The 12,838-nt window shown below is 62.4% G+C and carries 14 protein-coding genes and 1 tRNA gene; 7 read left to right on the top strand and 8 right to left on the bottom strand.

Annotated elements, in window-relative coordinates:
• Positions 1–4: 4 nt before the first annotated feature.
• Positions 5–418, bottom strand: a complete 414-nt coding sequence (locus GVM20_RS11810; protein WP_166547395.1) for a DUF2946 family protein — start codon at positions 416–418, stop codon at positions 5–7.
• Between the two features lie 75 nt (positions 419–493).
• Positions 494–886 carry a MerC domain-containing protein gene (locus GVM20_RS11815; protein WP_166547396.1) on the bottom strand — a complete coding sequence of 131 codons (393 nt, stop codon included), beginning with the start codon at positions 884–886 and terminating at the stop codon, positions 494–496.
• 82 nt (positions 887–968) lie between these two features.
• Between GVM20_RS11815 and GVM20_RS11820 the strand changes: the two genes are divergently transcribed.
• Positions 969–2,222, top strand: coding sequence for a GTP-binding protein (locus GVM20_RS11820; RefSeq protein ID WP_166547397.1), 1,254 nt, complete (start codon positions 969–971; stop codon positions 2,220–2,222).
• A 111-nt stretch (positions 2,223–2,333) separates the two neighbouring features.
• Entirely contained in the window at positions 2,334–3,020 is a 687-nt protein-coding gene (locus tag GVM20_RS11825) for a hypothetical protein (protein WP_234031978.1), read from the top strand.
• 99 nt (positions 3,021–3,119) lie between these two features.
• Here the strand turns inward: GVM20_RS11825 and GVM20_RS11830 are convergent, their stop codons facing one another.
• From GVM20_RS11830 to GVM20_RS11845, 4 genes are all read right to left on the bottom strand, one after another.
• Positions 3,120–3,428: an MDR/zinc-dependent alcohol dehydrogenase-like family protein gene (locus tag GVM20_RS11830; protein WP_166547398.1), complete on the bottom strand. Its 309-nt coding sequence runs from the start codon at positions 3,426–3,428 to the stop codon at positions 3,120–3,122.
• A 116-nt stretch (positions 3,429–3,544) separates the two neighbouring features.
• The gene (locus tag GVM20_RS11835; protein ID WP_166547399.1) at positions 3,545–4,261 is read right to left on the bottom strand and encodes an IS6 family transposase; all 717 of its coding nucleotides are present in this window, start codon (positions 4,259–4,261) and stop codon (positions 3,545–3,547) included.
• A 14-nt stretch (positions 4,262–4,275) separates the two neighbouring features.
• A complete protein-coding gene (locus tag GVM20_RS11840; RefSeq protein ID WP_166547400.1) occupies positions 4,276–7,107 on the bottom strand; it encodes a TrlF family AAA-like ATPase in 2,832 nt (943 codons plus the stop codon).
• A 320-nt stretch (positions 7,108–7,427) separates the two neighbouring features.
• Positions 7,428–7,712, bottom strand: a complete 285-nt coding sequence (locus tag GVM20_RS11845) for a hypothetical protein (RefSeq protein ID WP_166547401.1) — start codon at positions 7,710–7,712, stop codon at positions 7,428–7,430.
• A gap of 115 nt (positions 7,713–7,827) precedes the next feature.
• Here GVM20_RS11845 and GVM20_RS11850 point away from each other — a divergent pair, with 115 nt between their 5' ends.
• Genes GVM20_RS11850 through GVM20_RS11860 form a run of 3 tightly spaced genes read left to right on the top strand, consistent with a single transcriptional unit; the run spans position 7,828 to position 10,168 of the window.
• Entirely contained in the window at positions 7,828–8,193 is a 366-nt protein-coding gene (locus GVM20_RS11850; RefSeq protein WP_166547402.1) for a DUF3489 domain-containing protein, read from the top strand.
• Positions 8,190–8,600 carry a DUF2924 domain-containing protein gene (locus GVM20_RS11855; RefSeq protein ID WP_166547403.1) on the top strand — a complete coding sequence of 137 codons (411 nt, stop codon included), beginning with the start codon at positions 8,190–8,192 and terminating at the stop codon, positions 8,598–8,600. The genes GVM20_RS11850 and GVM20_RS11855 overlap by 4 nt, the downstream gene beginning before the upstream one ends.
• A complete protein-coding gene (locus GVM20_RS11860; protein WP_166547404.1) occupies positions 8,597–10,168 on the top strand; it encodes a recombinase family protein in 1,572 nt (523 codons plus the stop codon). The genes GVM20_RS11855 and GVM20_RS11860 overlap by 4 nt, the downstream gene beginning before the upstream one ends.
• 377 nt (positions 10,169–10,545) lie before the next feature.
• On the opposite strand, the gene GVM20_RS11865 is transcribed toward GVM20_RS11860, so the two are convergent.
• Positions 10,546–10,635 (bottom strand) — tRNA-Ser (locus GVM20_RS11865).
• A 179-nt stretch (positions 10,636–10,814) separates the two neighbouring features.
• On the opposite strand from GVM20_RS11865, the gene hspQ reads away from it, so the two are divergent.
• Positions 10,815–11,195: a heat shock protein HspQ gene (gene hspQ / locus GVM20_RS11870; protein WP_160762010.1), complete on the top strand. Its 381-nt coding sequence runs from the start codon at positions 10,815–10,817 to the stop codon at positions 11,193–11,195.
• Positions 11,196–11,215: 20 nt separating this feature from the next.
• Positions 11,216–11,863 (top strand): hypothetical protein, encoded by a 648-nt coding sequence (locus GVM20_RS11875; protein WP_166547405.1) that lies wholly within the window; start codon positions 11,216–11,218, stop codon positions 11,861–11,863.
• On the opposite strand, the gene GVM20_RS11880 is transcribed toward GVM20_RS11875, so the two are convergent.
• A complete protein-coding gene (locus GVM20_RS11880) occupies positions 11,853–12,701 on the bottom strand; it encodes an ABC transporter permease (RefSeq protein WP_166547451.1) in 849 nt (282 codons plus the stop codon). The genes GVM20_RS11875 and GVM20_RS11880 overlap by 11 nt on opposite strands.
• Positions 12,702–12,838 lie beyond the last annotated feature (137 nt).

Here is a 12,838-nt window from a genome sequence, read left to right on the forward strand (position 1 = left end):
AGGGTCAGGCGGTCGCCGGAGGGCCGCGCAGTTGCGGGCGCAGGAAGGGAATGTCGCGCAGCGAAAGCGCGGGTAGCGGGGCAATCCCGATCAGCAGGATAAAGGCCAGCGCGGTGGCAAGCAGAACCGGGTCTACCCCGCCGAGCGCGAAATGGCCGAGGCCGGAGAAGGCGCAAGCCTGCCCCTTGTCTGCCATGTCGGAATGATCACCACCCGCGGCGTGCTTGCCCCCAATCGCGATCTGCATTGGCTTCGGCGTGCCGCTGGCATCCGAGCAGATCGTGACCGTCAGGAACCGGTCACCGCTGGCCGCCAGCATGAAGCCCGAGGGCACCACGGCCTTCACCGCCAGCGCCAATGCCAGCAGCATCAGCGTCAGCCGGGCATGGTCACGGAACAGGGCGCGCAGGCGGTTCATGCCTGCATGCCCATAACGGCTGAGGCACGCCCTGTCATTACGTCTCGGCCCGCAATGGCAGCGGCCGCCGCTGCGTCAATGCCGGTGCACCCGGCGCAGGCGCGCCCCATGCGCCGCCAGCAGCAGCGCTGCTCCAGTGACCGTCAGTGCCTGCTCACCGGCCTCATTGCCGACGAACAGTCCCCCGATCAGCGCGGCGAAGGCCGCCAGCACCAGTCCGGTCTGCCAGCGCCCTGGGCTCGCGCGCAACAGCACCGGGCCGCTCACCAACAGCACGGGCAGGATAAGCGCGGCGTGGAGCCACGCATTTTCGCGCAATCCTTCGGGCAAGGCGGCGAGGATCACCACCGGCAGGCTCGCCAGCAGCCACGGCAGGGCGAGGCAATGCACGAGGCACAACGCCGACAAGCCCATGCCAAAGCGGTGCCACGGTGCCTCGCTGCGCGTCTGTGGTGGTGAACCGGCCATGCCTCATCCCTGTTGCGTTATGTTACAACATCACTTAATTAGCAGCGACGTCTTTGCAAGCCGCACACCACAGGATTTCCGCATGACCGCCCCTGCATCTGCTCGGCCCACTACCGATCCCCGCCTGCCCGTCACTGTCCTGTCCGGCTTTCTCGGCGCGGGCAAGACCACGCTGCTCAACCACATCCTCGCCAACCGCGAAGGCAAGCGCGTGGCGGTGATTGTCAACGACATGAGCGAGGTGAACATCGACGCTGATCTGGTGCGCGGCGGCGAGGCGGCGCTGTCCCGCGCGGAGGAAACGCTGGTCGAGATGACCAATGGCTGCATCTGCTGCACCCTGCGCGATGATCTGCTGAAGGAAGTGCGCAAGCTCGCCGAGGAGGGCCGCTTCGATTACCTCGTGATCGAGAGCACCGGGATCTCCGAACCCCTCCCCGTTGCCGCCACCTTCTCCTTCCGCGACGAAAATGACGAATGCCTTGGCGATGTCGCGCGGCTCGATACGATGGTTACGGTGGTGGACGCGCTCAACCTGCTGGCCGATTATTCGAGCACCGACCTGCTTTCCGCCCGTGGTGAGACTGCGGGCGAAGGCGATGATCGCAGCCTTGTCGGCCTGCTGGTCGAACAGATCGAATTTGCCGATGTGGTGATCGTCAACAAGGCGAGCGCCGTGTCGCCCGAACAGCTTGCCACGGTCAAGCAGGTGGTCGCGTCCCTGAACGCCGATGCCCGCATCATCGAGGCGGATTTCGGCAAGGTCGCGCTGGACACCATCCTCGACACCGGCCTCTACGACGAGGAGCGTTCCGAACAGCATCCGCTGTGGATGAAGGAGCTCTACGACTACGCCAGCCATCGCCCCGAAAGCGAGGAATATGGCGTCGAAAGCTTCGTCTATCGCGCCCGCAGGCCCTTCCACCCGGCGATGTTCTATCGCTTCCTGACCAGCGACGCGCTCGACACAGTGATCCGCGCCAAGGGCCACTTCTGGCTCGCCACCCGCAGCGAATTCCTCGGCGAACTGGCGATTGCGGGCCACCAGAAGACCGTCAGCCGCATGGGCCGCTGGTGGGCTGCGGTGCCCAAGAACCGCTGGCCTGACGACGGCACCTTCGAGGAATTCGTGATCCGCCACTGGGACGCGGTGTGGGGCGACCGGCGGCAGGAGCTGGTGTTCATCGGCATCGGGCTCGACAAGGACGCGATCACCAAGGCGCTTGATGCCTGCCTCATGCCGACAGCCGCATTCACGCCCGAAAAGTGGGAGCGGCTCAACGACCCCTTCCCCGCATGGGGCGAGGCGCAGACGACGCTCGAACCGGCGGAATGACGCCAGCGACGGCCTTCTAGCCGATCCGAACTTCGCACCCTGTCATCAGGGCATTCTGCGCCTGATCGAGCACGCTCGACAATGGCGGGGACATCCCACAATGTCCGCCGCATGACGTCTTCGCTCCCGCATCAGCCACCCACGTGGCCGCTTCTGGCATGGCTGACGGCAGGCCTGGCAGGGATCGCGGCCCCTGCACTCGCCATGCTGCTGTTGCCCGAGGCACCTGACACTGCGCCGATCGCTGAGATCGCCGGACCGATCCTCGCGGTCGGCCTGATGGGCACCGGCATGATTTCAGCGGCCATCGCCGGGAGGCTGTGGATCGGTATCGCGCTGGCGCTGCTGACGGGGGCTGGCCTTATCTGGCTCGCCTCTGCGCTGGGAATGGCGCCCATTGCGCATCTCATGGCAACCGGATGGGCCGTCATCATCGCCAGCACCAGCTTCGCTGCCCGCGGCACCCTGTTTGCCCGCAGCGCAGCCGACAAGGGCTGGTGGATCGCCGTCGCCGTGGTTGCAGGAGAGGCCGCGGTTGTCGCAACCGCCGCGGCGACGCCGGGTGCCCTGCCCGGCTGGCTGTTGGCCTTGCTGCCAGCACAATGGGCCAGCATGGCCATCCAGTCAGCACTCACCGGCCCCGCCACACCGGCAGCAAGCGCGGCCCTGTTCGCCCTCGGCGGAACGGCGGCAGCGACGTTACTGGTCGCCCACTTATGGCCAAGCCGCTGGCCTTACCTGATCATGTTTACGACTTGGCTCGGATTCTCAGCGCTGGTCTGGCACCAGATCGGGTGATCGCCAGCGGGCGATACATGCGACAATTGGCGTGATCTTAATGTGATCAAACGGCAGCTTGACGCTCAAGCGAGCATCGGCATGTCAGGCGCCACGTGATCAGTCACGCACCAGAACCGGCTTGGTAAGTCCTTCGGCCAGAACTCCCGGTGCGTCATCGAACGGGGCGATGCACGAGACGACATGAGCGGGATCGGCGCGTCCCTGCGCCACCCATGCCAGCGCCTCGGCCACGTTCGGCCCGCCGCGTCCGCGGCCGGTGTAGAAGCGCACGCCGCGCCGATACATCTCGAACAGCGGGAGGGCGACATCGCCGAAATGCCCGCCAACCGATGACACGATGCCCTCAGGCCCGACCGAGCGCAGGGCGCACAGCAAAGCCGCCTGATCGGCGCTGGCATCGACCACGATCGGGAACTCGCCCGCGCGGCGCGGGGGCGGACCTTCGACGACATCGGCGGGTGCTGTCAGTCTAATCGCAACTCGTCTCCAATTTACGGAGTGCGCGCTTTCCTAGTGTGAGATCAGGCCATGATGTTTTGCCACTCAGCCAGTGCGGCTGAGCGGGCGGTCTTGTAGGTCTGGCGGTCGGTGAGATGGCGATCGAGGTTGAAGTGGTTGTGGACGTTGGCGTGGACCGAAGCGAACTTCTGTAGGCTCTTCATCTGCCGGAACCGGAGCATTGCCCGCTCGCGCCGTCGGAACGGCAGGTGGCTATTCTCCACCCGGTTATTGGCCCAGCGCCCCACCTCCTGCTTATCGGTGTTGCCGAGCTCTTTCATTGCCGCCTTGTACGAACGCAGCCCGTCGGTGGTGATTGTCTCAGGTGATCCGTGGCGTTTCAGCGCCTTCTTCATGAAGATGAGAGCTGCCCGCTTGTCCCTCGTCTTGGTGACGTAGCTTTCCAGCACCTCGCCCTCTTGGTCGACGGCTCGCCAGAGGTAATGCATCTCACCGTTGATCTTTACGTACACCTCATCGAGGTGCCACTTCCATTGGCGGAAACCCTTCATCCGGCTGACACGCTGCTTCCTGACATCAGCAGCGAACAGCGGACCAAACCGGTTCCACCAGTGCCGCACCGTCTCGTGGCAGATATCGATCCCGCGCTCCGCCAGCAGGTCCTCCACGTTTCGCAAGCTCAGCGGGAACCGCACGTACATCATCACCACCAGCCGGATGACCTCCGGCGAGGAGTTGAAATACCGGAACGGGCTGGCTGGCTTACGGGGTCGGGGCATAGCCCTATCCTAGCTTATCGCACCCGTTCCGCCATCACGGTGTATTTGCTTTGACAGAGCCCGAGGTTGGCATTGTGGGTCACCATGATGACCTGCCGATGCGCCTTGGCTGCGATGAACAGGCTGACCAACTCCTCGAAGACTGACTTCGGGTCGAGATTTTCCTCCGGCTGATCAATTATTAGAGGACGATTGTCATGATCGTCGAGGGCCAGATAGAGCAGCAGGAGGACGATGCCCCGCGTGCCTGGAGAAAGCTTGCGGATATCTACGCCATCATATTCGATGCCGTATCGAATGGCGATGTGGTCTGTGCTGAACAGCCACTGGGCGAAGCGCTTGGACCAAGCGCGAAATTCAGCTTGATCGGTATGCGCGACCGGGGAATGGTCCAGCAGCTCTTTTTGATAAAGCCGCCTAAACTCCGCCATTGCGGTAACGACTTCGGCGGACCCTCCGGTCTCCCAAGCGCATTTTAGCGCTTCATTGGCCTTTTGCAGCAAGGTTCCCTTGCCCTTGAAGGCGCCTGCCTTCCTCAGGTCGATCAGCCCATCTTCGGCTTCCGAGGCCCATTGCTCCACATTGGCTATACGGGCCACCGAGAAGGAAAGCTTCTTCAGGGTTCCTTGAGCGGCGGCGAGCCGGTTCATCAGGGGCTGATAAAGGGCTTCGAGCACTTGTTGTTCGGCCACCAGCGCATCGATGGTGCGGCCGTAGGCAGCTTCGCGTTCTGTCTGAAGTGTTACCGCACGCTCGCGTGCCCCCTTGGCGTCTGTGAGCTTCTCGGTCAGCGTCTGCCACGCGGCGGTTTCGGTCGCGATGCGGGTGGACAGGGCGCTGTATTGTCGCTGCGTCTCCTTGTCGGCGCTTACGAGCTTTTCGAGCCGCAACATTTCGGCTTCAAGGGCGGCCTGAGGCAAGGTCGCCAGATCGGTGCCGTCAGGGAAATAAGGCGTGTTTGGATCGCCGAGAGGGGAAGGCGGAACGCCTTTCAGTTTGGCGACTTCTCCATCGACCCACCGAATGAAACCCGCGAGGTCGGTATCGACCGGCCCTTTATAGTCCAGCAGGAAGGAGGCCCATTGGTCGGCTGACATGCCGCTATGGTTATGTCGAGCCTGTGTCTGCCGCAGGGCCTCCGGTGCCTGATTTCTGCGCAGGTCTCTGACTTCATCCTGCATGGCGAGGAAGGTTTGGCGCCGGGTCGCGAACTGCCGCAGTTTGCTCGTGATCTGGCTGGCGGCGCCTGCAAGCTGGGTGTGCCGTTGCGCGCGCTGTTCGCTGCCTGCCGAGACAAGCTTAGCGCGATCTGCGGTATAGGCATCGACAAGCTGTTTCTTCTGGGTGGCCTGAGCCTCATAGCTGGCGGCCAGCTTTTCCTTCTCCAGTTCGGTGCTGATCCGTTCCGAAATCTGTGAGACGGCCTCCGCTTCTCGTTCCTTGGCGAGGCGATGACGTGATGCGCGTTGGTCGAGAAGCTCATCGAAATCGAGTGCGCCGTCGCGGGTATTGACGGGATGGGCTTCGAAGATGACCCGTTCTATCTCTCGAAGGAGGCCGTCGGTCAGGCCGTTTGAGGAGCAGAGTTCCTCGACAAATTGCTGAGAGAGATACTGAACACGGGGATAGCTGAGAGGCCCATTGGCGTCGGATCCGTTGAGCGCGCGCATGCTGGGGTTGCCGGCTGCCCAAGAGATTTCAACCTTTGCGCTCCCAAGGAGAGGGCGTGCGCGAACAAGGAAGGATGGACTTGCCCATTCGTCTGCGCTCCAGGCTGCGTCGGGAATGGAGTCGCATCCGGCGGCAATCATATCAGCCAGAGCGGTCTTTCCTGAACCGCGCGCGCCGATGATCGCTACGAGCCCGGGGTTAAGCGGGATGACGGGCGTCGTAATCCAAGGGGCGCCGGTGATCTTTACCTGTGCGATAACTTGCGAGGGATTTGGAGATGCCGGCGGCTCCGCGCCGACATAGGCTCGGCCTTCCGGATCGATGCAGGCTTGCCGCAGGGCATCGAACTCAAGCCCGCCCTTGATCCAAGAAAAGCGGTCCCCAAAGGGCGAAGCAACGGTTTCCAGCTTATGAGCGTCGCTACCGTGCAGGCAAGGTTTGAGGCCGCCATAGGTCTCGCGAATTTCGGCCGGCCCCATGCCTTTTCGGCCTAGCCAGAAATCGCGCTGAGCCTCGCTGCTGGCGAGTATGACATGGGCGAATGTCTCGATCTCGCGCCTAATGGTCTGATCGGCGGCTTCCCGCACGCCGGATGTGCCATCATTGGCTCCACCTGCAACAGCGATGAGAATATTCTTCTTGGCCCAACCGCTTTCGGTGAAGACCTCGCGCAACTGCTGGAAATTCACCTTGAACTGGCTGGCACCGTAACTGAGTGCGGTACTATCATCGATGATGCAAGTGTCGGCTTTCCTCCCCAGGCGAATGAGGTCGGCGCGGGTGCAGTCGAACCGGTCCTGCATGACGTTGAACTGCAATCGCGAGAGCAGGCGCCGCAGCTCGTCAATATGGTCGGGATCTTCGGGACTAACGAACAGGTGCAGATTGACGAAGCCGCCCTTGGCCGTCGCAACATCTAGCCGGACTTCCACATTCGGGAAAATCAGCTTGGCGTTGGGAATGCGCCCATTTTCGCGGTGACGGAGGACGGCTTGATAGGTGTCGGTGACGTAATAGTCGGTGACGGCGATTGCCTCGATGACCGGTGTGGCCTGTTCGAGAGCGGTCAAATAATCATCCCACGCACTTGGCCCGCTGAACTGGTTATTCATGACGGTCCCTGGGGCATGGATGTGTGGTTCCCATCTACGCCAATCAGAGCCTCTGTTCAGCATTCATCCCCCGGATTCAAAGTAATCTTCAATCCAACTTATCGAGATTCTACAAGAGTTACAACTGTGTGGGTCGCTTCGTAAAGGCGCCAGATCCCTAACGAAGTCGCATCGAGGTGGTCAACTTTTGGGGAAAGGGTGCATGCCCATTCGGAGCCTGACGAACTGATGCCCGCTTTTGGCCAAGTCTGCCACTCGATCGGTCACCTGAGAACGGCAGAAATGTCCCAGAGTCGGCCATTTAGACCGATTGCCCACCTTATCCGCTTTGAGGCGATCGTCAGGCGGTCCGCTATGACCGACATGAGGGCGCAAAACAGCCGCTAAACTAGGGACGCCACAGCCGCGCTAATCGCAGCGATCGATGCTGACGCCCGCTGCAAATTATCGATCCGGGCCGTTCGTTCCTCGGCTGACACTGCACCGATCGTCAGCGCGATGACGCTCGCATCTTCCATGATCACGCCGATCTTGGCGCAGAGCAGATCGATCAGCTCGTCGTTGTTATCGTCCATATGCACCTGACGCCCGATCACGCCCGCGAAGTCCATATCCAGCTTTTCAGCGTGCTGCGTCTTTCCATTCGACTTCGTGCGCGAACGAAGCATTGCTGTTCGGACAGACCGCGGCCGCTTGTGCCCGGTGGCTGCCCCGACCGGCGGAACCGGCGGGGCTTGAAGTGGTGGAGCGGCACAATGCCGCCTCCCTGACAGGAGACCACCCATGACCAATACTATTAAGGCGAAGCGCGCCCGCCAGATTGCCCGGACGCCCAGCAGCGCTCCCCAGCATGAGAGCAGCGCACCAGCAAACGCTAGCGAACAGGTCGCACCGGCATCAGCAACCGCACCCGCGACGGAACCCGCTACCAAGCCTGAGACCAAGTCCGCACGCGTGGTAGCGCTGCTGCAGCGCGAGGAAGGCGCCACGCTTGAAGAGCTGGTCGCTGCCACCGGCTGGCTGCCGCACACCACCCGCGCGGCAATGACCGGCCTCAAGCGCAAGGGCCACGCTGTCACCGGTGTCAAAGCTGATGGCGTGCGCCGTTACTACACTAAAGCCTCTACCTCGGGCGCCGCAGTTAAATGAGCCGCTTGAACCTGCAACAGCAACTGGAAGAGATCGGCTCAATGGATCTCAATGCTCTTCGCCAGGCTTGGAGGGACCGCTACGGCGATCCCCCCTCGCTGCGCTCAACTCCCATGCTGCAGATGATGCTCGCATGGCGGATACAGGCCGACGCCATGGGCGGCCTCGATGCGGACACGCGCAAGGCCCTGGCCCGCACAGGCGCGGTCGAGATCGAAGGCCGCCACCTAGGTGTCGGCGCCCGGCTATCGCGGACATGGAAAGGCAGGCCGGTCGAGGTGCTGGTGGAAGAGGATGGGTTCCGCTGGGATGGCATGCTCTATCCTAGCCTCTCAGCCGCTGCCACCGCGATTGCCGGGAGCAAGTGGAACGGCCCGCGCTTCTTCGGTCTAAGGGACACGCCATGAGCCGTAAGACCATCCGCTGCGCGATCTACACCCGCAAGAGTTCGGACGAAGGTCTCGACCAGTCGTTCAACAGCCTCGATGCACAGCGCGAAGCGGGCGAAGCCTATGTGAAGAGCCAGGCCCATGAGGGCTGGAAGTGTCTGCCTGCCTTGTATGATGACGGCGGGTTCTCGGGCGGAACCATGGAGCGCCCTGCCCTCAAACGCCTGCTGGCCGATGTTGATGCAGGGCTGATCGATGTGGTGGTCGTTTACAAGATCGACCGCCTCACCAGGGCGCTCACGGATTTTGCGCGCATCGTGGAGCGCTTCGATGCGCGCGAGGTCAGCTTTGTCAGCGTCACTCAGTCGTTCAATACCACCAGCAGCATGGGCCGGCTGACGCTTAACGTGTTGCTGTCGTTCGCGCAGTTCGCGCGCGAGGTAACCGGCGAGCGCATCCGCGACAAGATCGCCGCTTCCAAGGCCAAGGGCATGTGGATGGGCGGCAATGTGCCGCTTGGCTATGATCTGCCAGCTTCTGGAACGCGAATCCTGGAGGTCAACAAAACTGAGGCGCTGACCGTCCGGCACATCTTTACCCGCTATCTCGAACTCGGCTCTGTGCATGCACTCCAGCGCGAACTGACTGCGCAGGGGATCGTCTCAAAGCTGCGGATCACCGGCTCGGGCAGGACCTCGGGCGGACTCCCGTTCAGCCGCGGGGCTCTGTTCCACATACTGCGCAGCCAGATCTATGTCGGTCGCATTCCGCACAAGGATCTGGTCCACGAAGGCAGCCATGCGGCGATCATTGATCAGGCATTGTTCGATGCAGTCCAGCAGCGGCTTAGCTCGCAAGCCCGCAGGCACACGGCGGCTGGTGAGCAACGCACCGCGAGGGCCGTTCTGACTGGGCGACTGTTTGACGCGATGGACGAGCTGATGACCCCCACGTTCTCGCACGGCCGTAGCGGACGGCTTTATCGCTACTACGTGTCGGCCTCGCTCCAACAAGGTGGCAGGACCGACGACCGTGTCATGCGGCTACCGGCAGCAGCGTTCGAGAAACTGGTCAGCGAGGCTGTCTCGCGGTGGTTGCCCCATGCAGGCGCACCGCTCGATCTCCCGATCTCGATCCGCCTTCGCGAGCATGAGATCCTCATCGATCTGCCGGGACAGCTTGCTGCCGACGTTGCAACACGGCTGCATGAAGGCGAGCGGTTGATGCACTCCACCAAGCAGTCCTGTCGCATCGCAATACCACTGACCCTGCCGGTGCGCGGCGGCAGGAAGAGCGTCGCGCTCGGCTCGCGCACTTCAAAGCCAGACCGCTCACTCATCAACGCGCTTCGCATGGCGCACACCATGATCGAACACCATCGCGGGCTCCCTTCCCTCGAGACCTCGCCGCGCTCGCACTATAAACGAAAGACCATCTCATTCGCCTTTCTCGCACCGGACATCCAGAGCGATATCCTGGCAGGCCGGCAGCCACCGAAGCTTACCCTCGAAGCGCTGCGCCACACCGACGTTCCGCTGTGCTGGCAGCGCCAACGCGAGGTTTTGGGCTGGCCTGCTCGCCGCTGAAACGCGCGCCAGGTTTTCACTACAGCGCATGGAAGAAATCCGTGCCGAGAGCGGGATAATTCCCTGCCAAGTTCTACAGGGAATTTGAAGTCCAAATCACGCCTAACCCACTCGATATACGACGCTCTTGATGTTGCGGTTTCCGTCGAAATTGCCGGATTCAGCGCCTTTCTCACAGATTTCCCTGCTAATACCCTGCACGGCAGGGAAACCGCACCGAGCACAATTGGCGCGGAGACTCGCGGCGCAAAACGCGCCGGAAGACACCGGAAATCGCCGGTTACACGGAGGGCAGTGACGGATTACCGCCCCCAAGCCGCGGATTTGTGCGGGTCTCGTGCGCTCACTGCGGAGCGGAGACTAGTGCTGGGGGTTCGTGGCGGAGAGGGTGGGATTCGAACCCACGTTACCGTCGCCGGTAAACCGCATTTCGAGTGCGGCGCATTCGACCACTCTGCCACCTCTCCGCGAGGCCTGTCGAAGTGCTTGAGGCCATCTGGTCGGGACGGCTGGCGACAGGGAGCGCGCCCGTTAGCCCAAGGCGCGGGGCTTGCCAAGACCCGAGGGTGCACAAAATTCGGGCATATCTCGCAGGTGCACAAAGCCTTCGCTTGTTTTACCAGCGCAAAGGTCCATATTATGAGACATGGAACGTGCAGAGTTCTTCTCGAGCCAGGCCGGGCGCACCATTATCGCCCCGCGCCAGACCCGTGCCCGCTTTGGCATCGGCGATGTGGTCCGCCACCGCCTGTTCGCCTTTCGCGGCGTCGTGTTCGATATCGATCCGGTCTTCGCCAATTCGGAAGAATGGTACCAGTCGATTCCCGAGGACATCCGCCCACGGCGCGACCAGCCTTTCTATCACCTGCTCGCAGAGAATGATGACTCGTCCTATGTGGCCTATGTCAGCCAAGGCAATCTCATCGCGGACTCGGATGGCGGGCCGGTCGATCACCCGACCGTGCGCCAGCTGTTCGAGAGCTTCAAGGACGGCCGGTACCGAATGCGGGCCTCGCTAACGCATTGACAATCCTTTTGGGATAATTCTTGGCCATGTCGGGTAAGACGAGCCCTCGCCAAGATAACCTCATCATGTCGCGGCTGCGGCTGGCACTTGAGCGTGAGCTTCGCGCCCGCGAGACCGTCGTGTGGCATGGCTGGCAGTTAGGTCGACTGGAACCGCTCAGCTTCGGGATCTACATCTTCGCAGTCCCCTGGACCGCCTTTTCGGTGATGTGGACCGTTCTTGCCTCCGGCGCGATCGCCATGTCCGGAGATGATGGCCCAGGCTGGATCGGCTGGGCCTTTCCGCTGTTCGGCCTGCCCTTCATCGCCATCGGCCTTGCCATGCTGGCGCGTCCTTTTGTGCCGCTATTCCAAAAAGGGCGAGTGCTCTACGTCGTGACGAATGAGCGCGCGCTGAAGCTCAGCATGGGCCGCGAGTTGGCAGTGGAGACCGTGCCGGCCGACCGCATTGGCTTGATCCAGCGGTTCGAAAGGCGCGATGGGAGCGGCAAGCTGCAACTCGCGGTGAAGATCGGCAAGGACAGCGACGGCGACCGCCAGACCGACTACTTCGAGATCGGCAATGTGGCCGATGTGATGGGCGCGCAGGAAGCGCTGGACCGCATTTCGGTCAGCACCACCACGGCCTCGGCGCTGGCCAAAGGTCAGACCAGCCCGCTCAGCTCTTGAGCTTCCAGCCCGATCGCAGCAGTGCATAGACGCCGGCGGCCAGCACAGCGTTGAGCACCAGCAGCCCCACCGCCGCCGCCGTCAGGACAGTGCCGGGGCCCATGTCGCTTGCCCCGAGGAAGCCATAGCGGAACCCCGATATCACGTAGAAGAACGGGTTCAATCGGCTCACCCACTGGAACACGGGATCGAGGTTCTCGATCACGTAGAACGTGCCCGACAGCAGCGACAGCGGTGCGATGATAAAGTTGGTGACGGCGGCGTTGTGATCGAACTTCTCGGCCCAGATCGAGGTGGCCAGGCCGAGCGTCGCTAGCAAGAGCGACCCCATCAGGCCGAACCACACGACCGCCCAAGGGTGCGTCATTGTGAGCGAAACGCCAGGCCACAGCGCAATCGCCAAAGCCACAGCCAGCCCCACCGCAATCGCGCGGGTCACAGCCGCCGCAAGGATCCCTGCCATCAACTCGCCCGACGACAAGGGCGGCATGAGCAGGTCGATGATTGTGCCCTGCATCTTGCCCGACAGCAGCGAGAAGCTGGAATTGGCAAAGGCGTTCTGCATCATCGCCATCACGATCAGGCCCGGCGCAACGAAGCTGGCAAAGGGCACGCCCAGCACTTCGCGCCCCTGACGGCCCAAAGCGACCGTGAAAATCACCAGAAACAGCAGTGTGGTAAAGGCCGGAGCCCAGATCGTCTGCGTCTGGACCTTGAGAAACCGGCGCACCTCCTTCATATAGAGGGCGAAGAGCCCCACGCGATTGACCCCGATGATAACGGGCACGCCGCGGGGGGAAAACCGGATGCTCCCGCCGGTCTTGTCATCAGGCGTCATTTCAGTCACGGGAGCAGCGTCGTGCAAAGGGTTTGCTGAAGGAGCGCGTTCGGCCATGGCGCAGGTGCCTAGGCCGCATGGGACGCTCTGACAAGCATCAGCGCTTTACGGCACGCGCCGGACACAGGAACAGGTAG

It is taken from the genome of Porphyrobacter sp. SLTP, from assembly GCF_009905735.1.
Lineage (GTDB): Bacteria > Pseudomonadota > Alphaproteobacteria > Sphingomonadales > Sphingomonadaceae > Erythrobacter.